The sequence below is a fragment of the Flavobacterium adiutor genome, from assembly GCF_048282555.1.
Taxonomy (GTDB): Bacteria; Bacteroidota; Bacteroidia; order Flavobacteriales; family Flavobacteriaceae; genus Flavobacterium.
In genome coordinates, this window is sequence record NZ_CP182487.1 from 2435020 (window position 1) to 2460521 (window position 25502).

General features: G+C 35.7%; 11 protein-coding genes. 7 read left to right on the forward strand and 4 right to left on the reverse strand.

The window, feature by feature from the left end; genetic code table 11:
• Window positions 1-26: 26 nt before the first annotated feature.
• Both glgB and ACNC7R_RS10500 read left to right on the forward strand, forming a co-directional pair.
• Window positions 27-1931 carry a 1,4-alpha-glucan branching protein GlgB gene (glgB, locus tag ACNC7R_RS10495; protein WP_417941039.1) on the forward strand — a complete coding sequence of 635 codons (1905 nt, stop codon included), beginning with the start codon at window positions 27-29 and terminating at the stop codon, window positions 1929-1931.
• Between the two features lie 196 nt (window positions 1932-2127).
• Window positions 2128-4527: a glycoside hydrolase family 31 protein gene (locus ACNC7R_RS10500; protein ID WP_417941040.1), complete on the forward strand. Its 2400-nt coding sequence runs from the start codon at window positions 2128-2130 to the stop codon at window positions 4525-4527.
• A 47-nt stretch (window positions 4528-4574) separates the two neighbouring features.
• On the opposite strand, the gene ACNC7R_RS10505 is transcribed toward ACNC7R_RS10500, so the two are convergent.
• The 4 genes from ACNC7R_RS10505 to ACNC7R_RS10520 all read right to left on the reverse strand — a co-directional run bounded on the left by ACNC7R_RS10505 (window position 4575) and on the right by ACNC7R_RS10520 (window position 13393).
• Window positions 4575-6386, reverse strand: coding sequence for an alpha/beta hydrolase fold domain-containing protein (locus ACNC7R_RS10505; RefSeq protein ID WP_417941041.1), 1812 nt, complete (start codon window positions 6384-6386; stop codon window positions 4575-4577).
• Window positions 6370-9336: a glycoside hydrolase family 2 protein gene (locus ACNC7R_RS10510; protein WP_417941042.1), complete on the reverse strand. Its 2967-nt coding sequence runs from the start codon at window positions 9334-9336 to the stop codon at window positions 6370-6372. The genes ACNC7R_RS10505 and ACNC7R_RS10510 overlap by 17 nt, the downstream gene beginning before the upstream one ends.
• A 111-nt stretch (window positions 9337-9447) precedes the next feature.
• Complete coding sequence (locus ACNC7R_RS10515) at window positions 9448-10572, reverse strand: glycoside hydrolase family 88 protein (RefSeq protein ID WP_417941043.1); 1125 nt, start codon at window positions 10570-10572, stop codon at window positions 9448-9450.
• Window positions 10573-10591: 19 nt separating this feature from the next.
• A complete protein-coding gene (locus tag ACNC7R_RS10520; RefSeq protein WP_417941044.1) occupies window positions 10592-13393 on the reverse strand; it encodes a glycosyl hydrolase in 2802 nt (933 codons plus the stop codon).
• Window positions 13394-13814: 421 nt separating this feature from the next.
• Between ACNC7R_RS10520 and ACNC7R_RS10525 the strand changes: the two genes are divergently transcribed.
• The 5 genes from ACNC7R_RS10525 to ACNC7R_RS10545 all read left to right on the forward strand — a co-directional run bounded on the left by ACNC7R_RS10525 (window position 13815) and on the right by ACNC7R_RS10545 (window position 25394).
• Window positions 13815-16958, forward strand: coding sequence for a SusC/RagA family TonB-linked outer membrane protein (locus ACNC7R_RS10525; protein WP_417941045.1), 3144 nt, complete (start codon window positions 13815-13817; stop codon window positions 16956-16958).
• 1 nt (window position 16959) lies between these two features.
• A complete protein-coding gene (locus ACNC7R_RS10530) occupies window positions 16960-18501 on the forward strand; it encodes a RagB/SusD family nutrient uptake outer membrane protein (RefSeq protein WP_417941046.1) in 1542 nt (513 codons plus the stop codon).
• Between the two features lie 278 nt (window positions 18502-18779).
• Window positions 18780-20294, forward strand: coding sequence for a sialate O-acetylesterase (locus ACNC7R_RS10535; RefSeq protein ID WP_417941047.1), 1515 nt, complete (start codon window positions 18780-18782; stop codon window positions 20292-20294).
• A 311-nt stretch (window positions 20295-20605) separates the two neighbouring features.
• Window positions 20606-24238: a T9SS type A sorting domain-containing protein gene (locus tag ACNC7R_RS10540; RefSeq protein WP_417941048.1), complete on the forward strand. Its 3633-nt coding sequence runs from the start codon at window positions 20606-20608 to the stop codon at window positions 24236-24238.
• A gap of 136 nt (window positions 24239-24374) precedes the next feature.
• On the forward strand, window positions 24375-25394 hold the full coding sequence (locus ACNC7R_RS10545) for a family 43 glycosylhydrolase (protein WP_417941049.1): 1020 nt from the start codon (window positions 24375-24377) through the stop codon (window positions 25392-25394).
• Window positions 25395-25502: the final 108 nt, after the last annotated feature.

Consider the following 25502-nt stretch of genomic DNA (forward strand, 5'->3'; position numbering starts at 1 on the left):
ACTAAGTACTAATTACTAAAAAAAATATGTCCAACGTTATTACGTATTCTCTATTTACTGATTTTGATATCAATTTATTCAAAGCTGGAAAACACTTTAAGTTATATGAAAAGCTCGGTGCACATTTAGTTGAAGTCAACGGAGTAAAAGGGATTTATTTCGCTGTCTGGGCGCCAACAGCTCAATCTGTTTCAGTTGTCGGGGATTTCAACTACTGGACTCAGGGTCATCACATGCTTCAGGTACGCTGGGATTCATCAGGTATTTGGGAAGGCTTTATTCCAAATTTAGATAAAGGAACTCTTTATAAATATAAAATACAATCTCATATTGACGGAATTGCAACCGAAAAAGCAGATCCTTTTTCATTATACTGTGAAAAACCACCTCATACCGCTTCAGTAGTCTGGGATTTAGATTATAACTGGAAAGACGAAAAATGGATGCAGTCGCGTCAGGAACATAATGCTTTAGATAAACCTTATTCAGTTTACGAAGTACATTTGGGATCCTGGAAACGGGGTAGTGACAATAGGTTTTTAACCTATTTAGAACTTGCAGATGATTTGGTGACTTATGTTAAAGAAACAGGTTTTACTCATGTTGAGTTTATGCCTGTTATGGAATATCCTTATGATCCTTCATGGGGTTATCAGTTGGTTGGATATTTTGCTCCAACTTCCCGTTTTGGGAAGCCTCAGGATTTTATGGTTTTGGTTGATAAACTGCATCAGGCGGGTATTGGAGTAATTCTGGACTGGGTTCCGTCACATTTTCCAGATGATGCACACGGTTTAGGATTTTTTGACGGTTCGCATTTGTATGAACACCCAGATCGAAGAAAAGGCTATCATCCCGACTGGAAAAGCCTTGTTTTTAATTACGGGCGTAATGAAGTTCGTGCTTTTTTAATTAGTAATGCGGTTTTCTGGCTTCAAAATTATCATGTTGACGGTTTACGGGTGGATGCCGTAGCTTCGATGTTGTATCTGGATTACTCCAGAAATGAAGGAGAATGGGAACCTAATATTTATGGGGGAAATGAAAACTTAGAGACTATTAGTTTTCTAAAGGAGTTTAATGAAGTTATTTATGCTAATTTCAGCGGAGTTCAAACCATTGCAGAAGAAAGTACTTCTTTTCCAATGGTTTCCAGACCTACATTCACAGGAGGTTTGGGCTTCGGAATGAAATGGATGATGGGTTGGATGCATGATACTTTAAAATACTTTCAGAGAGAAACGGTTTACAGGAAATACCATCAAAACGATTTGACTTTTTCGATGACTTATGCCTTTACCGAAAATTTCATGCTGCCTTTTTCACATGACGAAGTGGTTTATGGAAAACAATCTATTGTCTATAAAATGCCTGGTGATGAATGGCAGAAATTTGCTAACCTACGACTGCTCTATGGTTATATGTTTACACATCCTGGAACCAAACTGTTATTTATGGGGGCAGAATTCGGACAGACTGCCGAGTGGAATTTTCAAAACAGCCTTGACTGGCATTTATTAAAATATGATTATCATGCAGGAGTTAAAGATCTGATTAGAGATTTGAATCAGTTGTATAAGTCGAGTCCGGCTTTGTATGAAAAACAATTTAGCGGAGAAGGATTCGAGTGGATTAATTATTCAGATCATCAAAATGCGGTTATATCTTATCTCCGAAAAGGAAATAACCCTGACGATACTTTAGTTATTGTCTGTAATCTTACTCAGGTAATAAGGGAGCATTACAGAATTGGAATTTCTAAAAAAGGAAACCTGAAGGAAATTTTTAATAGTGATTCCAAACTTTACGGAGGAAGCGGGGTTGCAAATTCAGGTATATTAAAAATAGAATCTTCTCCTTATGATGGAAGAGATTTTTCAGTTGAATTAATTTTGCCGCCTTTAAGTGTTACAGTTTATTCTTTCGTGTAAATCTATATCTGTTAGTGTGCTGTGATTTTATTATTTTTAAGGTTCTAAATTACTGAATCGATTTTTTTTTGATATCTAAATTATCACTCATTCAGAAAAAACGTTTTCGTTAATAAACCTTTTATTTATAGGGGGTTACTAAGTTTTTTTGTAAGTTTGATATTAAAGACAGCATTAAATTTAATCCATTAATCATATGATTACAAATACCGCACTAGAATACAAGGGTAATTTATTTCCATCAAAAGTAGTTTCGTATGAACATGAGGGCGATTCCATTTCTTTCAATACAGATAACAATGTAATTCTAAAAGTCACCATTCTCAGGGACAGCTTAATTCGTTTTCGTTTTACTACAAAGGGCTATTTTAGTAATGATTTTTCGTATGCGATTGATAAAAGTCAGTTGCATGGTTATAATTTTCTGAATGTTACCGAAGAAGAAAATCATTTTGAAATTAGAACTAGTAAAGTAAAATGTAAAATCAAAAAGGCAGATCTTCGTTTGTCTATTTATGATTTAAATGACTTTTTAATCCTGGAGGACGAACTTGGTTTTCATTGGGAGGAAAGCTACGAATATGGCGGAAATATTGTAAAAATGAGTAAAGCATCAAAAGATGGTGAATGTTTTTACGGTCTTGGCGACAAAGCTACTCAAATGAATTTAAAAGGCAAAAGAGTAGAAAATTTTGCTACAGACCAATATGCTTATCATAAAGATCAGGAGCCTTTGTATAAGGTAGTTCCTTTTTATATTGGCCTTCATAATAAACAATCTTACGGTATTTTCTTTGATAATACATTCCGTACTTTTTTTGATTTTTGTCAGGAGAGAAGAAACGTAACCAGTTTTTGGAGTGAAGGTGGCGAAATGAATTATTATTTTGTTTACGGGCCTCAAATGCAGGATGTAGTTACCACTTACACTGATTTGACCGGTAAGCCGGAATTGCCGCCGCTTTGGGTTTTAGGATACCATCAGTGTAAGTGGAGTTATTATCCGGAGAGTAAAGTAAAAGAAATCACTTCAAAATTCAGGGAACTTAAAATCCCTTGTGATGCCATTTATCTGGATATTGATTATATGGACGGTTTTCGTTGTTTTACATGGAATAAGGATTATTTTCCTGATCCAAAGAAAATGGTTGCTGAATTAGCCGAAGATGGTTTTAAAACGATAGTAATCATTGATCCGGGAATCAAAATTGATAAAAAGTACTGGGTTTATCAGGAAGGTCTGGAAAAAGACTATTTCTGTAAAAGGGCAGACGGACCTTATATGAAAGGAAAAGTCTGGCCGGGAGAATGTAATTTTCCTGATTTCACCAACCCTGTAGTAAGGGAATGGTGGGCAGGATTATTTAAAGAATTAATTTCTGAAATTGGCGTAAAAGGAGTGTGGAATGATATGAACGAGCCTGCCGTTATGGAGGTTCCGAATAAAACTTTCCCAATGGATGTTCGCCATGTTTATGATGGTAATCCATGCAGTCACAGAAAGGCACATAATGTTTATGGTACTCAAATGGCGAGAGCTACTTATCATGGTGTGAAAAGATTTGTGTATCCAAAGCGTCCTTTTGTAATTACCAGATCAGCTTATTCAGGAGCTCAGCGTTATACATCTTCATGGACAGGAGATAATGTAGCTACCTGGGAACATTTATGGATTGCTAACATTCAGGTCCAGAGAATGTCTATTTCCGGAATGGGTTTTACTGGATCTGATATTGGAGGATTTGCCGAACAGCCAACAGGTGAATTGTATGCCCGCTGGATTCAGTTAGGTGTTTTTCATCCCTTTTGCAGAACTCATTCTTCTGGGGATCACGGAAATCAGGAACCATGGGCTTTTGATGAAGAAGTAATCAATATAACACGAAAATTTGTAAATCTGCGTTATCAGTTGTTACCGTATTTATATACGATGTTCTGGCAGTATATTCAGGAAGGTGTTCCCATGCTGAAACCTCTGGTATATTATGATCAGGATGACACTCAGACGCATTATCGCAATGATGAATTTATCTTCGGGAATCACATATTAGTTTGTCCAATTCTGGAGCCTAATGCTTTAGGAAGACGTATGTATATTCCAAGAGGAGAGTGGTATAACTATTGGACAAATGAATTCGCAATTGGCGGTCGTGAGGTTTGGGTCGATTCTAAATTTGATGAAATTCCGGTTTTCGTAAAAGCGGGATCTATTATTCCGAAATACCCGGTTCAGCAATATGTTGGAGAATTAGAATTTGATGAATTAATACTCGATTATTATTTTAAAATCGGCAAGGAAAAATCAGAAGTTTATGAAGATGCCCAGGATGGTTATGATTATAAAAAAGGCCGTTTTAGTTTTTTATCTTTACGAACAATCGGAAAAGAAAAAGAGGCTATTATCCAACTATACAAAGAAGGCAAATACGAAACGCCATACACTAAGTACAAAATCAACTTTATAGGATTGCCTTTTAAAGTGACCGAAATTGAAATTGACAATGAAAAAATTGAGTTTAACGTAACTGATTTTGAAACGAACCATTTCTTAATCGTTGAAAAAGAATTTAATGAACTTCATCTTATTGGAGAATAAAAAAACAGCGAACTAAAAAATTAGTTCGCTGTTTTTTTTAGTACCACTTATTTCAACTCCTTTAAAGCGTTAATTTCAGATGCAGAAACTTTAATCACGGTTCCATGACGTGTGCCTTTAGGAAAACTAACCTGATCAGAAATGTCTTCCCAGCCTTTGGATGTTTGTTTTACGGCTCCATATTTTTTCTGGGTATATTTATCAAAATACACAATCCATTCATTATTTATTTGAATAGCAGTAGGCCCTTCAGCCCAGTAATTCCCTGTAATTGGTTCACTTGCTTTTGTATATGGGCCTTCTAATTTTTTACTAGTCGCTACTTTTAAATTTTTCTGAACCGGTACTTTGGTTTCGTCTTTTAAATACATGGTGTAACCTTTGTCTGTTTTTACAATAGAAGCATCGATGACATTAAACCCAGGTTCGTAAAGTAATTTGGTTTTAGAAAACTTTTTAAAATCTTTGGTTGTGGTATAATAAATTCTGTGATTGTATCCTTTTTCTTCTTCCGATTTAGTTTCTAAAAACTTTCCGTCAATTGTAGAAGCCCAGTAAATCATGTAGGTTTTAGATTTTTCATTATACGTAATTTCAGGAGCCCACGTATTTCTTGTCTTTTCTTCATGTGCCATAACCGGAATAAATTCCTGTTTTGACCAGTGAATCAAATCTTTTGAAGAAGCGTAGCCAATACCTTTATCGGTCCAGCTTACCGTCCAGACCATGTGGTATAAGCCGTCTCCGCCTTTTATTACACAAGGATCTCTCATAAGTTTGTCTTTTCCGACTTCAGGCGTCAAAAAAGATGTATCATTTTTCAAAGAGTTCCATTTGTAACCGTCTTCACTGTACGCTAAATGCAGTCCGTCTTCTCCATTACCTTTAAAATAAGTGAATACATAAACATCAGATTTTAAAGTATAGTTATTAACAGCCAGCCATTTTTTACAGGTTTCAGGCCAGTATGCATTAGTACCTTTTACGCCAAGACCAAAACCATGACCTCCGTTTTCATATAAATGCATTTCTGCTAAAACTTTTTCTTTTTTTAAAGCCAGATAATAATTAATACTGTTTTCTACAGAGACAGCTTTATCATCGGTAGCATGTACTAAAAAGGTTTTTGGTGTTGAAGCTGTTACCTGCTTTTCATTGGAATATTTATCGACTATTTCGCCTTGTGCATTTTTGCCTAACAAATTATCTTTTGAACCCTGATGGGTAACACCTTCCTGCATCGATATTACAGGATAAATTAAAATTGAAAAATTAGGTTTTGCACTTGTTGTATCAGAGGGAGTGTAAACCTTATCGGCATAATGTGTCGCTAAAGTTGCAGCCAAATGTCCTCCTGCTGAAAATCCCATAAAACCAATTTTGTTAGGATTTAGTTTCCACTTTACAGCATTTCTTCTAATCATACGAACGGCTTCCTGAGCATCCTGCAAAGGCGCAACAGTTTTGTTTTTCATAATCAAATCGCTCGGCAATCTGTATTTTAAAACAAAAGCATTAATTCCTAAGCTGTTAAACCATTCGGCAACTTTATAGCCTTCTTTGTCAATGGCCAGCATTCCGTAAGCGCCTCCCGGACATATTATGACTGATGTTCCATTTGATTTTTCCTGATCTGCAAAATAAGCTGTTAGTGTAGGTACTGTTACTTTGCGTACATCTACAGCAATGCCATCTTTATTAGTCACTATTTTTTCTGTATATTCTTTGTTTTCAATCGCATCAGGGATTTTGTCCCATAACGGAATTTCCTTTTTTTGCGAGAAAGCAGAAAGACTCACCCCTAAAGAAATACAAAATAAGGCTGCCTTAAATCTGTTTAAATTATTTGATTTTTTCATAAAATTCTATTTCGACAATGCGTAATTGTCCTTTTGTATTTACTGCTGTTGGGTCTTTAAATAAATCCAAATCTTTGTTTGCTTCGACTTCAACAATTTTAGAGAATCCATCTTTTTCTGTGTTAGATTCGATGAGTTCGATTGTTATTTTATCAGCTAAAACCGGTTCTAAAGGAATAGTGATATAGCCTAAACTTTGCGTTGTATTTCCTTCGAAAACTTCTTTATCACCTGCTAAAATACGAATTGGATAGATTTTAGACCTCCATCCGGTCAATTTAATTACACATTCGTCCACCATTGACGGTTTTGACAATGTATAGGTTATGGAACCACTTTTTATATTCCCATCATTTTTCCATTCCGTCAACTCGTTATCATCATAACTTTTAAATGTCTCATTATTATTAGAAGGCGATGAAGCGCTTACTATAGCAACAGGATTTCTTTTTATTGTGTATGACGGTGTTTTAGGAGTAGGACCTCTTTCTAAATTTGACGCTAAATTAATACCCTGAATTGCGGTAGAAAGTCCATTTTGAGTCTTTATCGTTTTACTTTCAAAATTCACTTCTGCAGGTTTTAATCCTTTGGCTGTGGCCGAAATTTTTATTTTTCCACTTTTTATCATGGATTGTAGCATAACTCTGTTAACGCCATTTTCAACCGGAATCGTTTTAGAAAGAATATAATTTTTTGGACCCTGTGCTATTCCACCTAACCAGGTCACCGGACCTTCTACAGAAAATGTGATCATGTCATTGCTGATAGGACAGCGATTTCCGTTTTTGTCGACCACTTCAACATCAACTAGTGCTACATCTGCACCATCTGCCAAAAGTCCCTGTTTTTGCGTAATTAATTTTAGTCTGATTGCTGTGGGATTTTCAACAGTTATTTTGGAGTCTTCACTCAAAATAGTTCCTTTTTCATTATAGCCAATCGCTTTTATAATACCTTCTTTAAAAGTAATGTTTTCAAAGGTAAAGAGAAACTGGTTGCTTTGTTTTCCAAAACCCTGCGAGAGTCCGTTAATGAAAAGTTCTACTTTTGAAGCTGTTGAAACCACATAAATATTTTTGACCACTTTATCAGCATAATTCCAGTGTCCCATAATGTGAGTATGGTGTTTTTCGATATCAACCCAGCCGTCCCACATTACCTGATGTGCCCAAAATCCGTCTTTAGGAATACGCATGGCATCTACCTCGCCACTGGTCCTGTAATTAGATTCACCTCTGTGATGCGTATTGGAGTCGGAAAAAATAATATTAACACCACCCGAATTTACTCTTTTTCCTGTTCCAGGCCTTTCCCTGTAATAATCATACCACCTTGTAATATTTTCGATGGCATGACGGTCCTGATTGTGATTGTAATCTTCGGCAGGTTTATCCCGATATAGAGGACCAGCACCTTCTTTATGAAAAGGAGGAGAAAATTCATCCCAATATTTACGCAGGCCTTCATCTCTTGAATATTCGGTTGCCCATAAAGGGATTCCTGCACTTTTATTAATGTAAAGCATTTCCCCGCCATATTCAGCTTCTTTGCTGTCGAGCATTTCACGGGAGCCAATTGCGCGTCCGCCATTTGGATCATAAAGATTTCGAATGGCTTTCATTTCTTTCATATGCTCTTCGCTGATAGATTCATTGCCGCTCTCATAAAAAATAATACTTGGGTTGTTTCGGTTGTAAATGATAGCATCGCGCATTAAGTTGACACGCTGCTTCCATTGTTCGCCTTTGGCATCCTTTTCAGCATCTCCGGCGGGCATTGCCTGTAATAAGCCAACTCTGTCGCAGGATTCAACATCTTGCTTCCAGGGTGTAACATGCATCCAGCGCACTAAGTTTCCGTTCCCTTCTACAATTAATTTATTACTGAAATCACTCAGCCATGGCGGAACAGACATTCCGATAGCCGGCCACTCGTTGCTGGTTCTTTGCGCATATCCTTTTACCTGAAGAACACGGTCATTTAGCCAGATTTCACCATTTTTAAAATCTGTTTTTCGGAATCCGGTTTTTGTCAAAACTTCATCAACGATTTTTCCATCGACTTTTAAAATAGTTTTTACTCTGTATAAATAGCCGTAACCCCAGCTCCAAAAATGTAAATTGTTAATGAGTTTGCTGGCTTTAATAATTTTTGTTTCATTAGGAAGAAGGTTTGCTTTTTCACCGGTAAATGAAGCAATTGTTTTACCCTGGATATCTTCAATAACGACATTGTATTCTACCTTTTTTTCTATATTAAATTCATTACGAATTTCAGATTCAGCATGAATAATAGCAGTTTGTTCCTGAATATTTATATCAGATGAATAAACATACACTCCAGTAGTTTTTAGGTTAGAATAGAGCGGAAGTGTCTGGTATAATTTATTTGTAATATGAAGAAAAACGTTTTTTGGTATTCCGCCATAATTGGCATTGAAATTCATGTTATTCCACTGATAGGTAGTGTTTGTGGCTATTTCTCTGTATTTCCAGTCATTGTCAATTCTTAAAGCAATGATGTTTTCTTCAGGAAAAGGTTTTACAATTTTAGAAATATCAAAACCAAACCCCATTACGCCATTTTCATGAAGCCCTATTTTTTCTCCGTTGACATTAATAACACCACCCTGACGAATCCCTTCAAATTCGATAAAAATCTTTTTGTCTTTGATTCCCTTTGGAAGTTTGAATTTTTTACGATACCATACGATTCCAGTGGTATGGTGGTCAATATCCTTTTCAAAAGCCTCTTCCTGGTTGTAGGCATGGGGCAGTGTAACTTTTCTCCAGTTGGTATCATCAAAAACAGGAGATTCCGCATTTTGAAAATCTCCTGTTTTTAGTTTCCAATCGGAATTGAAATTGTATTTTTCTCTTTTAAATTCTTGTGAAAAAAGACCTGAATTGAGAAATATCAAAACAAGACAAAAGAGTATTTTTTTCATGATGGTCTTTGGTTGGTTGCGTGAGGGATAGAAGTGGAGCTCTCCCGATTTTTTATCGGGAAGCGGGAACGTATAGCCCGACCCGACCTTTTCGGGAGGGGCACGCCCACATTATTTCATCTTATAAATTTCTGATCCGGCCAGTAAAAAACAACCTAATCCGTAATCTTCAAAATCAGGGATTTTATCGTAGGATAGCGGCTGCCCGTCTTTTGGCTCTTTTCCTGTAGATTGCAGGTAGCCTAAAAAACCGTTATCATGCAAAGCATCTTTGGTTATGGCGTTCCATGCTTTTTCGATTACAGGCAAATACGTTTCTTTTTTTAAAATTCCGCTGTTTATTCCGTAAGCCATTCCGTAAACAAATAAAGCAGTTCCTGAAGTTTCTTTTTCGCCAAAATTGGTTGGATCATGCAAACTCACATTCCAGAATCCATCAGGTCTTTGAATGGGAACTAAAGCTGCTGCCATTGCTTTTAAGTCTTTTACATATTGCTCTCTGTGAGGCGCATTTTTAGGAATTATTGTCAGTACTTTTGCCAAAGCACCAATTACCCAGCCATTTCCGCGGCTCCAGTAACAATCTTCACCATTTGGTTCTTTGTAAGGAGGATCAAAATCGGCATCACGCCACCACAAACCGTCTTTTGGGTTAAAAAGACCGTTATCACCGTGTTTGTTTCTTGAATACATGTACATCTGATACATTTTTTCGAAGTATTGGTTGTCTTTCTCTAAAACACCCAATTTTGCAAAAACCGGCATTCCCATTTGAATAGCATCAATCCATGACCAGTCGTCTAGTTGAGGCGTGTTCAGCAACATGTTGATGTTGGCTTTGGTGTTTTTTAGTTTTTTAGCATCCGGTTCTAAATTGTATAAATCAATATATGTTTGGGCTGCACAGTAATTGTCTGCATTACGGGTTACGTTTCCGCCATTAAAACCCCATTTGTGAAATTCTGACCAGTCGTATGCATATTGGTAATAGGCTTCTTTAGGGAAAATTTCATGTAACGCCATTAATCCTTCATAATAAACGCCACGTGTCCAGATATTGCTTGGACGTTCTTTATTGGTAATGATTGTTTTACCAGTTTCCGGCCATTTTTGCATGAAATAATCATTCGCCAGAATCATTTGCTTTAATACTAATTTTTTATCAAATGGCTGCTGCGCGTTTGTAGTGTTCGTATATGAAAGACATAGTACAAACAATAAAAGTAATTTTCTCATTTTTGTATCTTTATAGGAATTAATTTTGTTTCTTTAAAGCTGTGATCGTAACGGTACCTAATAATCCGGAAGGCATCGGGTTCCATTTTGTGGCATCGAATTTTTTATAGTCTTTGTCTACCATATTGATTTCATAGAAAATTTTCCATTCTTCGCCTTTTAATTCTTTATCCCGAATTCGGTTCGCAGAAAGATTTGTGACCTGAATTTTCAGAGTATTTTTTCCGGGTTTTAATTTTTCGATATTTAATTTATAAGGGACTGACCAGGCCGTTCCAATAAATTCATCATTTAACCAGATTTTGGCGCTTTCGCGGACATCGCCTAAATTTAAACTCCATGTTTCTGTTTTAGCATTTGGATTTTCAAATTCAAGTGAGTAGGTTGCCGATCCGGAAAATGCTTCGGCTTCCGGACCAAGTTTTGTCCATGATTCCAGATTCGAAATCGTAGCACTTGGAGGTAATATTGGACCGCCTTTATCAAAATTAATTTTCCAGTTTCCTTTTAATACAATTGCATCATCGGTTGGTTCGTAATAGTTCCATTTTTTTTGCGAAGCAGTATTTTCAGTTTTCAGGAAGTATGATTGTCCCGGCTCTATTTTGACTTTTACCAAAGTGTTTTTTGCTGTTTTCTGAACGACTGCATTTCCGAAGTTTCTGTTTGACGGATCCAAAATGACTACTTCTTTATTGCCAATTTCTAATGGAATAAAACCATCGATCTTTTTTGGAGTATGATTGACCAGATAATATATTTTTTCGCCGTCAATATTTCTTCTAATGAATTTTAGACCTGTATTTACAAGTGCTTCAGGATATATCTCCGCCTTTTCTAATGTTTCAAAAATATTCGAAACCGGTTTTACAGCTTCTTTGTTTTCAGCCAGAACAGACTGAAGTTTTGTCTCCTGATTTTTATAATCATTAAAACCGGGAACAGATTCCGGTAATCCCTGAAAAATTACTTTACCACCGGCTTTTTGTAATTCAATCAGCTTTTGCAAAGTGCTAAGGGGCATTTTTTTACAGAACGGAATAATCAATGATTTAAAAGTTCCGCCAGGAAGAACGATATTACCGTTTAGAACCCTGGCTTCGGCAATAAAATTATCGGAAATAAAATCGACTCCGTAGCCTTTATTCATTAACTCCTTTGTTGTGTTGTAAAAAGCAGTTCCGTGCAGCCATTCATCTAAAGAATGTATTTTGAACTGAAAGAATAAAGTTCCTTTATGATATTGATCCCAGGTATCAAAAATAGGCCAGTAAAGTAAAATTTCATTGTCTGATTTTCCTTGCTGCAGCAGGGACTGACAATTAGAAATATAGGAGAATAGGGAAGGAGCATCCTCCCAAATGTTATTATTTGAATTAAAATTTACAGAAGCATAAAATTTCCATCCTGGCCACGCAGCTCTTTCTGGCGAATAAGTAGAGCCATGAAGAAAAATATGATTGACACCATTTAGCATTAAATCTTCAGCTTCAGGTTTACATTGGGATAAAGCAGTTTTAAAATGCTCTCTTAGCCATGTAAAAGTTTCGGATGAAACCAGATTTTTTCCTGAAATATGTGCTGCTGATGAAGAGAATTTAAGCATTACCGGATCAGCATCGCCTTCACGTATATCGTCTTTTTCACGTCTGAAACCCGGAATATCAAAGGGCATTGATCCAAAAGTTTCACATTCAGGAATATCCGCAGAAGCATATAAATCAATTAAATTCCCAGGAGATCCGTGTGCCTGAAGTTTGGTCTTGAAGTTTTTTGAATTCGCCCATTGCGTCCACGGCTTATCAAAATTATTCAGTAATAAGTCGGCTATGGTTTGCCTATAATCACTTCTTATTCTGTTTCCTATTTCATTGTCAGATTCGTTTAATAAAAGAGGCAATTGCTTTTTAAGATCATATCCTCTTCGTTTTTGGAATTCTTCGAAAAAATTTGGCGTAAAATCAGTTCCGTAAACTTCATAGCTGTCATTAAAAATAGCCCTGATTTTTCCCTCTCGTCCTTTTAGAGCATTGTTAAAAGGTACTACATAAGCGTTTAAAGCTTCTTTAGAATAATGATCCAGAGTATAGCCACTTCCTCCCGGAGCTGCTCTTTTTACCTTTTGGCCGGTTTTGCCGCTAAAAACAGCATAAATAGTGTAATCTGTTTTTTTTGCTTTCCATTTTAATTTGTTTGGTTCTAAGGTATTCGGTAAGGTTACAGAAGCTCCTTCAATACCTTTATCGTTCAGTTTTGAATTTTTATTTTTCAACTGATCTGTTAGATTGACATAACTTCCATCGCTGCCGTATGCAACTACATATAAAAGTTCAGTCGGCGTTTTTTCCTTAGTATCTTCAAGTTTAATAGAACGATCTATTGTTTCGTTCTTTTTTAGCTGATATTTTTCGACAATCAGTTTTGTGGCTGCATGGGGCAGGGTAACGTGAGAACCGCCGTAAGGCCATCCGGTTCCTAAAACCATGTCAACTTGCATATGAAGACTATCTGAAACATGGATAGTGTAATCGAGCATTTCCATCCATTTTGGAGAAAGATAATCTATGAAATTGTTTTCTTCACCTTTTACGCCATATATAGGGGTAATTTCGACACCGCCAATTCCGGCTTTATGAAAATCGACCAAACTCTTTTTTAAGTTAGGTTTGTCCACCGCACTTCCCATCCACCACCAACGTGTCCAAGGCTGATTTATACTACTAGTTTCTGGCCAGAGAGCTGTATTTGATTGTTGGGAAAACGAATTAAGTACAAAACAAAAAACAAATAAAAAGCCAAGTAGTGTTTTAGTATGTTTCATTATGTTTATGTATGTCTAGTGTTTGTAAGAAAATAGCTACTTTAAATATATTCAGGTAAAGGTGAAATACTAAATGAGTAAAAATAAAAAGCTATTATCAAATTGCTATCCTGTTGCATCCTGTTGTTGATTATTAATAATAATTTAAGGATAAATTAATAAACTATGTTTTTTTTGATTTATTATTATTTTTCGTAAAAATTATTGATTTTATAAAAAATAATTTAGTTATAGTTTTTTTTATAATTCAAATTTAATTGGTATTTGCTCTTGCTAATCAATAAGTTGTGAGATTCTTGTTAATTAAAAATTAATTAAAAACATAATGTATTGAAAGTTAACAGGATACTACAGGATGCTGTAGGGTACTCTTCTGGATAAATTTGAGTGAACTAATTTATTAACTAATTTAACTTTTTTTATGAAAAACAAAATTAATCTACTGCTAATTATTGCCGTGTTTGCATTATTGCATACATACGGTTATTCGCAGAGTAAAGAGGTAACAGGATTGGTGACTGATTCTGGCAAGCTCTCTATACCGGGTGTGAATGTATTAGTTAAAGGTACAAATCGAGGCACATCTACAGATTTTGATGGTCGTTATAAAATATCTGCTTCATCAGGAGAGACTTTAGTTTTTTCTTTCGTAGGCTTTGTCTCAAAAGAATTAAAAGTTGGATCCACCAATAATTATGATGTTGTTTTAGAGAACGAAAGTTCCAGTTTAAATGAAGTGGTAGTGATCGGTTATGGGACACAAAAGAAAAAATTAACTACAGGAGCAATATCAGGTATTAAAACAGAAAGTTTTACAGAAAGACCAATTTCAAGAGTCGATCAGGGGTTAGTTGGTCAGATTGCAGGTGTTCGTGTTAAACAAACTACTGGTTTACCAGGTCAGCCTTTTAGTATTGAAATTCGTGGTGCGGGTTCAATCACTGCTGGTAATGAGCCTTTATATGTAATTGATGGTTTTCCACTTTCCACAGAAGGATCAAATGCGAATGGAGGTTTTTCTAATGGAAGCCCTTTAGATAATATGAATCCAAATGATATTGCTTCTATTGAAGTATTGAAAGATGCAGCTGCCTCATCTATTTATGGCTCGAGAGCAGCAAATGGTGTTGTTTTGATTACCACAAAAAAAGGGACAAAGGGAAAAACAAAATATACTTTCAACACTTATGGGGGTATAAACAAAGAAGCTAACAGAGTTGATATGTTATCTGCTGAGGGATGGATTAAAAGAGCAAAAACAATGATTGACAGTCAATGGGTGAGTTCGGGGATTGTAGGTGCTTCTGCTAATCAAACAAATGCTGAGCGTATTGCAGCGTATAATGCGGTAAATCCGTCAGCTCCGCTTACTCAAAGTAATAACAGATATTTTACATATTTATATGACGAGAGATGGGATATGCCAGGTCATCCAGGATTAGATTATATAGACTGGCAGGACAAGGTTTTTCGTACAGGAGAGTTTAGTAATTATCAATTATCCGCATCAGGAGCAACCGATGAGGTTAATTATTATGTTTCTGCAAATTATCAAAAAAATACAGGATATATTGTAGGTACAGATTATACTTTGTTTTCTGCAAGAGCGAATATAGATTTTAAATTATCTGAAAGCTTTAAAATAGGGATTAATTTTTCTCCATCTTATTCTGAAAGAAATGATCCGGGTGTTGAAGGAAAAGATAATACCTTGTTTAAGGCTTTAACAGCAACCCCTGTTTTTGAAAGTGCCCCGAATGCTGCTGGTGAGAAATATACAACCCGATATGCATGGGGAAGTAGTACAACAAATATGCTTAATGCTTTGGCCAGAACAGGTAAAAATTCGATGTATAGAAATATTGTATCAACTTATGCAGATTATAAATTTGCAAAATCTTTTACGTTGAAAAGTACAATAAACTTTGACAATTCTGACAATACATTTGAAAGCTATACACCTAATGATGTTCAGGCAAGTATCCGTGGAGCATACAATACTTACAGAAGGCTGAATATTGTAAATGAGAATACTTTAAATTATAATACATCTTTAGGGGATCATAGTTTTAATGTTCTTTTAGGGCAGTCATTTAGTTCTTATAAAATTACGCGATCAAATCTTTCTTCCGGAGGACTTTATAATAGTTCAACGATAGAAACACTTCCAACAGGTTCGCTTGGTTCTACTAATGCAGAAAAAAATACTTTATTGTCTTATTTCAGTAGGATTCAATATGATTTTAAAGAAAAGTATATGCTTTCTGCCAGTGTTAGAAGAGATGGTTCTTCTAAGTTTGGAAGTGAGAAAAGATGGGGAACTTTTTATTCTCTATCATTAGGATGGAGAGTTAAGCAGGAATTCTTTTTGCAAAATGTGGATTGGCTAAGTGATTTAAAATTAAGAGCAAGCACAGGAACTAATGGTAGTAATAATATAGGAAGTTATTCATCATATTCAACATTAGCATCATTTAATTATTCAATTGGTGCTGCAAATGGAATCGGACAAGGTGTTAATTCCATAGGGAATCCATCATTGCATTGGGAACAATCCAAAAGTGTTGATTTCGGATTGGACTTGTCAATTTTAAGAAATAGAGTTTCTGCAACGTTCGATATGTATAGAAAAAAGAATACGGATTTATTACTTAGACTTCCTGTACCTGCTGCATCAGGATTTACAAGTTATCTTACCAATGTTGGAGCAGTACAAAATCAGGGTTGGGAATTTGAATTGAATACTGTAAACGTAAAGACTCCTAATTTTGAATGGAGAACATCCGCAAATCTAAGTCATAACGAGAATAAAGTTGTGGCATTAGGGCCTGGTCAGACTAAAATTGAAATAAATAATGATTTTGCTGCTGGAGTTCCATTTATAAAATTAGAAGTAGGAAAACCTATGTATATGATTTTTGGTTTACAACAAAATGGTGTTATAACACAGGCAGATATTGATGCAGGAGGAACCACTATTGGCGGTAATAAATTAGTTTTAGGAGATCCTAGGTATGTTGATCAGAATGATGATGGTAAAATAAATACTGAAGATCGTGTTGATTTAGGAAATCCAACTCCCAAATACACTTGGGGCATCACAAATACTTTCAAATATAAGGATTTAGATTTAAGTATATTAGTACAAGGTCAAAATGGAGGAACAGTTTATGGGCTGACAGGAAGAGCAATTAATCGTACCGGAATGGGCTCTGTAGAAAATGCATTAAATGTTGATCCGGCTGTGAGAGGTAACTGGAAGACCTCATTTGGTTATCAGGCAAATTCTGACTGGATGTATAAGTCAGATTATGTTAGTATAAGAAGTATTTCACTTGGATATAATCTAAAAGATGCTGTTAAAAGTTTAAAAAGAATAGATAATATGAGGCTTTATATAACAGGTGAAAACTGGTTCTATTGGAATAAATACAAGGGAGGTTTTAATCCTGAAGCGGTAAATACCTCTGGAAGTTCAAATAATGATTTTGCAGTTCCTGTAGATTATGGAGGTGCACCTTTAGCAAAATCAATCGTTTTAGGTCTTAACGTTAATTTTAATTAAAATGAAAAAATATATTTATTTATTAGCAGCAAACTTGCTTTTATTGGGAACATTTTCCTGTACGGATGAACTGACCCAGATTCCTTTATCGCAAGGAACTGAGGAGAACTTTTATGCTTCACCCGGAGATTTTATTCAGGCAAGAAACGCAGTTTATTCGGTTGCATTTCATGGAACAGGAACTTATGGTTATGCAAATAGAGTATTAAATTTAAGTGAAACCAGATCAGATAATTTGCTGGCATTGACAACAGCTTCAAGAGATTGGGAAGGAATTAATAGTTTTTATACCTCTATTAGTTCTAATACGTATGTAAAAGAAGCGTATGTGAGTAATTTTAATGCCATCTATAAAGCGAACCAATTATTAGAAAAAATTGCAGAAAAGGGGGATGTTATTTTTACAAATCCTGCTGATAAAGCTTCAATTACTGCTGAGGCCCGTTTTTTAAGAGCTTTTTGTTATTTTGATTTATTAAGATGGTTTGGTAGGGTTCCGTTAATTACCAAAACGATGACAGCTCAAGAAGCGTCAAAGATTGGAAGAAGTCCGGTTGAGGATATTTATAACTTGATTCTTTCTGATTTAGAACTTGCAATTCCAGATCTTAATCCATCTTATGATGCAGCTAATTTTGGAAGGGTTACTAAATATGGTGCAAAAGCTTTATTAGGTTTGGTTTACATGACGCGTTCAAGTCCGACTTACGGTATTGATGGAGCTATGCTCGGTTTAAACGAATGGGATAAGGCATACCAACAATTAAATGATATTAAAACAAGTGGTTTGTATGCATTTGGTACAGATTATGCCAAAATCTTTAAAGATGAAGGTATTGCAAACAAAGAAAATGTTCTTACGATTCCTTATACACAAAGTTTAACAGGCTCTGTGGGAGGAAATTTCATGGTTGAAGTTGGTTATGAGCCTTATTTTGCATCAATAGGGATAAATACACAGCAAGGATCTTTAGAGCCAAGACCAATTTCAACAGGATTCTTAAATATGTTTGAAGCTAATGATAATAGAAAAACAGTTGGAATTGCAACAAGTTATACAGTGGCATCCGGTACTTACAAAGGAAGTTATACGCTTCCTGTTTTCAAAAAATATATTGATGCAACCAGATACGGAACTGGTGGACGTGAAGACTGGGGTGTAGACTTTATGGTAATTCGGTACACAGATGTATTAATGCTGATGGCCGAATGTACACTTCATGGAGGTGGCGGTACTCAGGCTGATGTAGATGCAATTGTAAATCAGGTAAGAACAAGAGCGGGTGTACCAGAAAATGCCTTAAATATCACTTTAGATCAATTATTTGATGAAAGAAGAAAAGAGTTCTTTTCAGAAGGAACAAGATGGTTTGATTTGATCAGATCAGGTAAGGCTATAACAATTATGAATGCATGGAAAGCAGCTGAGGATACTGGTAATAAGATTAGAACTATCAATGCTAATATGTTACTTTATCCCATTCCGCTACAGGAGATACTTGCTGTACCTGGGTTGTATGATCAAAACTTAGGGTATGATTAAATAAATTTGCCTCTATTTTTATTTTTAGAGTCCGAAAAGTAAACCCCTGAAAAGTATTAATAATTTTCAGGGGTTTTTATCAACTATATATCATAAAAACTCTTTTTGGAAGTTTTTTTATGCTAAATTATCATTTAAATGAAGAAATATAACAATTTATTTTACTTTTCGGATAGCCCTTTTTTTGTTTTTATAATCTGTAACAGACAGGGAAGCACAGGATAGCTATATTGTTTTACTCTTTTACTTTTAAGCTTATAATCGTAAATTTTGAACCCATGAATTTCATACGAAATCAGTTTTTAGTTTTAATTTTTTTGATCCTTTCATTTACGATAAGTGCTCAGGTTAAACTGCCTGCTTTGGTAAGTGATAATATGGTTTTACAGCAAAATACAAAAGTTAATTTATGGGGATGGGCATCTCCAAACGAAAAAATAAACATCCAGTTAGGATGGCAAAATGCTTCAAAAGAAGTTATTGCAGATCCAGAAGGTAACTGGAAAGTTGCAGTTGATACTCCGCAAGGAAGTGAAAAAGCATATTCCATAACCATTAACGCTTCTAATAAAATTGTACTTAATAATGTTCTTATTGGCGAGGTCTGGATTTGTTCCGGTCAGTCTAATATGTATTTTCCCGTTGGAAAAGAAGAAGGTACCTGGAAAACCGGGGTTAAGAATTATGAAGAAGAAATCGTAAATGCAAATTATGCTAATATCAGATTCTTTACAGTTTTGACCAATGCTTCTCCAAAACCGCTTGACGATGTTACCGGAAGATGGGCAGCATGCTCTCCTGAGACAATAAAAACGTTTTCTGCTGTTGCTTATTTTTACGGAAGAGAGTTATATCAGAAATTAAAAATTCCGATTGGTCTAATTTCCTCTTCTTGGGGTGGCACAAAAGCAGAAGCCTGGACTTCTCAGGATGTTTTGGAAGGAAATCCCGAGTTTTTAACTATTTTGGAAGAAGATGCTAAAAACGAAAAACTATATCAGGAAAAACTGGAAAATTATTATTTGAATTTGAAAAATGAAAGGTTGACCAATAATAATGATTTGTCTAAAACCGAACTTAAAAAGCCTAAAAAAGAAGCTAATAAAACATCCTATGTACTTTATAATGCAATGTTGCATCCGCTGATAAATTACACCATCAAAGGGGTAATTTGGTACCAGGGCGAAAGTAATTCGGGAAAGGCAAAATTGTATCAGACTTTATTTCCTGCTATGGTAAAAAACTGGAGAGACGACTGGAAGCAGGGTGATTTCCCTTTTTATTACGTACAGATTACACCTCACAAAGGACAAACTCCGGAAATCAGGGAATCGCAATTATTATCGTTAAAAGTAATACCCAATAGCGGAATGGCCGTTACGACTGATGTTGGGGATACAAATAACATTCATCCTATAGATAAACAAACGGTAGGGCACAGACTCGCACTTATAGCTTTCGCAAAAACATACAGCCAAGATAAATTGGTGTATTCAGGGCCTATTTATAATCACATGAAAATCAAAAAAGACAAGATTCAGCTCTTTTTTGATTATGTAGATTCAGGATTCAAAAAAACAACTGAGAATTTGAAGGAATTTGAAATTGCAGGAGAGGATAAAATCTATCATTCTGCTTTTGCAAAAATTGATGGTAAGACTATTATCGTTTCTTCGGAAAAAGTAAAAAATCCAAAATCGGTTCGTTTTGCCTGGAAAGCAGTGCCTGATCCTAATCTATTCAATGCCGAAAATTTACCAGCATCACCTTTTCGTACAGATGTTGAAAACTAAAATAAGTCTTGTAATAATTTGAATCCCGGTTTATTTCTGCTTAAAAATAAACCGGGATTTTTATTGGATAAAATACAAATCCACTGAATGTCAATTTGATTGTAGATTAGTAATTAAAAATGCAATAATTAATTTTATAACAAATAAATAGCTGGGTTTTATTTGTTTGATTTTCAGTTGATTGGTTTGGTTTTGTTGTCAATAATAGAATGTAAAAAGCTAATTTACAGAAAATTAGCAGGGTAGAACAGGATACTATTAAACAATTATCCAGATAATTTTAATAGTACTAACCTTTTAACCAACCATTTATGAAAAGACAAGTACTTTTTGAATTTAAACCAATTCACTTTCGAGAGCAATTCTTTAAAATTATTTTAATTACACTTTTTAGTTTTTTGAATGTTTATGATTCGTTTGCACAAAACTGGAATATTCTGGGTAATGAATCACAGGTTTCTTCGGATGTTTCTTCTTATCCTTCTATTGCAGTTCTGAATGATGTTCCTTATGTCGTTTTCAGGGAGGCAACAGGACTCGTTGCAAAAGTAAAAAAAAGAAGCACTATCACAGGAAACTGGGAACAAGTAGGAAATGATATCGGAACTAACCTTTCGTTCTTGAGAATTTTACTGGATAAGACTAACCGACTATTTGTCACTTATGTTGATGTTGAAAATGGAAATAAATTAGCGGTTAAGATTTATAATGCTGCTGCCGATACATGGGAACCATTAAATAATGAAACTAACAACCTCTATGTTTCGACTGGTTCAGTTACCAATAGTGTTTCGCAATATGGTTCAACGCCAAGATGTTCCTTAGCTTTTGACTCGGATAACAATCCCTATATTGCTTTTGGAGAAGGAGCTTCATTAACTCCTACTGTCAAAAAATTTGATGGAACTTCGTGGATTACGGTAGGTACAATTCCTTTAAATACTGCAACGAATCTTTCACAAATAGCTGTAGGAGTAAGTCTCGCAATAGACGAAACAGATGTACCATGGCTGGTATTTTGTAGTTTAACAACAGCTACAAGTTCTACCGGAACTATGGCTTTTTATAAGTTTAGCGGTGGAACATGGAATTACATTACTCCAACCATAACAGCTGGTATTCGTCATACCAGTATGGTAATAAATGCTGCCGGCAACCCTGTTATCGTCTATTTTAATACAGCCGATTCAAATAGGGCTACAGCTATTGAATACAATAAAGCTACCGCTACATGGAGTTCTACTACAAGAATAGCCTCAAGAGATTCGCCAAGTTTAAGTTTGATTAAGGATGTTTCGGGTAATCTTTATTGTTCTTTCATAGATAATGTGAGCAGTACACCGACCTATTCTGCTCGTGTATTTAAACAGATTGCCGGTACAACTGCATGGACAGAAATGAAAGATCCAACAGTAATAAGAGGAATTGATGAACCGGTTGGTAACTTAACAATTGCTGCGGGCAGTCTGTATCCTTATGTCTCTTACACTAAAGCTAATACAGGAGGCATTGTAACTCCTATTGTGAGAACTTATGTGCCGGCTCCGCCGCCCGCGGTTTTAACTACAAGTGCAGTTACAAATCTTACTTCTACAACAGCAGAATCAGGTGGAAATATCACTTCTGACGGAGGCACAGCAGTTACAGAAAGAGGAATTGTTTACAGCACGAGTAGCAATCCAACGGTAGCCAACACCAAAATTATCTCAGGTACTGCAGGTACAGGCAGTTTTTCGGTAAGTATTTCTGGACTTTCGCCCGCAACGTTGTATTATATGAGAGCTTATGCAATTAATGGAGGTACTACTTATGGAGAGAACATCAGATTTAATACCTTAGCATTACCTGATGCGGTAGTCAATACACCTAAGCAGATGGAGTTTTTGAATAGAGGTGTTGTTGCTCTTCGTAAAACAGCCAATGAGGTGTTTATTAGCTGGAGATTATTAGGTAATGATCCTGAAAATATTGCTTTTAATGTTTACAGGGATAATGTAAAAATCAATTCATTTCCGATTACAACTTCAACAAATTATATTGATAATATTACAACAGATGCAAGCTACACAATAAAAACAGTTATAGGTGGTATTGAAGGTGCAGTAACAACTCCTGTATCGGTTTGGGCAAATAATCAGTTGTCGATTCCATTACAAATTCCACCTGGAGGAACTATTCCTGACGGAACAGCTTACAACTATATTGCAAATGATGCAAGCGTTGGTGATGTAGATGGAGATGGAGAATATGAAATTTTCTTAAAATGGGATCCAACTTTATTGAATGATAATGGAGGAGGCTTTTCAGGAGAACAAATTTTCGATTGCTATAAAATGAACGGGACTTTGCTTTGGCGTATTAATTTAGGTAAAAATGTAAATGCCGGACCGCACTTTAATCCGTTTATGGTATATGATTTTGATGGAGACGGAAAAGCTGAAATAATTCTGAAAACAGCTGATGGAACCATTGATGGAACTGGAGTTGTGATTGGTAACGCATCTGTAGATCATAGAAATTCGGGAGGATGGGTACAGGCAGGTCCTGAATTTCTGACTGTTTTTAATGGATTGACAGGGGCAGCAATGGCAACAATACCATATCAGCCGGCAAGAGGAAATACTACTCACTGGGGAGATAATTATGGAAATCGTCAGGATCGTTTTGTTTCTGCAGTAGCTTACTTAGATGGCGCACGTCCAAGTCTGATCGTGGGTCGTGGTTATTATGATAAATTAATGCGTGCCGCTTATGACTGGCGTGATGGGCAATTAACGCTTCGTTGGATTTTTGACAGTAAAGATCCGGGTAATCCGGCTAATAATGCTTTTTCAAGTCAGGGTAACCATCAAATGACCATTGGTGATGTCGATAGTGACGGAAAGGACGAAGTTATAAATGGTTCAAGTGCTATTAATGATGATGGAAAACGTCTTTGGACTTATGGTCAGGGACATGGAGATGCACTTCACATGTCGGATATGGATCCGGATCGTCTTGGTCAGGAGATCTGGCAGTGTCTCGAATCAGAAGGCCAATATAGCCCTTACGGAATCAGGCTTAACGATGCCAAAACCGGTAAAATGATTTTCGGAGCTGTGACCACAGGAGATGTTGGTCGTGCTTTGGCTGCAGATATTGATCCAAACCACAGAGGCTATGAAATGTGGAGTTCATCTGGAAATTTGTATAATGTACAGGATGGGCAAATTGGTACAAACAGACCAACAAATGGTAGCCAGTCTGTAAATGCTGCTGTATGGTGGGATGGTGATTTAGGACGCGAATTGCTTGACGGTACCATTATGGATAAATGGAACCCCGTTACTAAATCTCTAAACCGCTTGTTTACCATTTATCAGGCAGCTCCGGTTTCTCATAATAATGGCACTAAAAAAAATCCGGCACTTATCGGAGATATTTTAGGTGACTGGAGAGAGGAAATTATTCTTCGTCGTACAGACAATACAGCCCTGATTCTTTTTACGACCAATATCGCTACAGATTACCGAATTCCTGCTTTAATGCATGATCCTCAATACAGAGTGGCAGTTGCATGGCAAAATTCAGGTTATAATCAGCCGCCTCATCCGGGTTTTTTCTTAGGATATGATATGGCTCCGGTTCCGGTATCAAATATTATTATAAAAGGCATTTCGAATTTAGGAGTTAAAAAAACGGCTTCTGTAAACGCAGAAGTACAGCTCTATCCGAATCCTTCTTCGGGGCAATTTAATATTCGTTTTAATGGCTTTAAATCAGCTAAAGCTACTGTTGTAATTTCAGATATTACGGGACAGTTTTTAGTAAAAAAAGAGGTTGAACTTACCGGAAATGAGCAAAGTGAAGCGTTTACTATTCCTAAGTGTAATCAGGGAGTTTATCTTCTAAAAGTAATTAGTGAAGAAGGTACAAAAACACTTAAAATTTTAATTGAAAAATGATAATATAAGTAACTGTAAAAAAGAAGGTTTTCAGTTTTATAAACCTTCTTTTTATGTTCTTAAAACAGCAGTATAGCACAGGATACTATTCGAAGAATAAATAAATAAATTTGAAGCAACGACCATATTTTATTCCATGAAATTTTACCTCATTCACTTCAAAAGAATAGTTTTTTTACAACTTTTATTTTGCCTTCACATTTTTGCCCAGAATGCTCCTCAAAAAGTAAATAATGAAATTGCAGATAAACCATTATATCGAGATCCCATATTTGATGGCGCTGCAGATCCCACTATCATCTGGAGCAAGAAGGATAAAAAATGGCTGATGTTTTATACCAACCGAAGGGCTAATATGGATGGAAATGGTGTAAGCTGGGTACATGGAACTCCCATTGGTATTGCCGAATCAGAAGACGGAACACATTGGAAATATAAAACCAATTGCAATATTGGTTATACAATTAAGGATGTTACGTATTGGGCTCCTGAGGTTATAAAACACAAAAACAAGTACCACATGTACTTAACAATTGTTCCAGGTATTTTTGAAGATTGGAAACATTCTAGATATATTGTGCATTTAACCAGTAAAAATCTAATTGACTGGAAATTCGAATCACAACTAAAACTGGCTTCAGAACGCTGTATTGATGCTTCTGTTTTTCAATTGCCTGACGGCAACTGGCGTATGTACTACAATAATGAAAATGATGGAAAATCAATTTATTATGCCGACAGTAAAGATTTGTATCATTGGACAGACAGCGGAAAAAAAGTAGTAAAAGACAGAGGAGAGGGACCGAAAATATTTAGCTGGAAAGGAAAAAACTGGATGATTACAGATCCGTGGAGAGGCCTGGCTGTTTTCTCTTCAGATGATTTTATAAATTGGAAACGACAGGAGAAAAACATTCTTCAAAATCCCGGGACAGGAACAGATGACAAAGTAATTGGAGGGCATGCCGATGTCGTTATAAATGGTGACAAGGCTTATGTGTTTTACTTTACCCATCCGGGAAGAACAGCTGAAAACAAAGGAATTGATAATTTAGAAACCAGAAGAAGTTCCATACAGGTAGCCGAATTAGAATATAACAATGGAGAAATTTTATGTGATCGTGATAAACCAGTATATATTAATCTTAAACATTAATTAAATTATTTTAAAATTCTTAAAATTATATTTTTATAAAAAATTTGAATAAAATTTAAAATTAGAAATTGGTTTGCTTTTATTGTGTAAATACTAATGTCTTAAAAA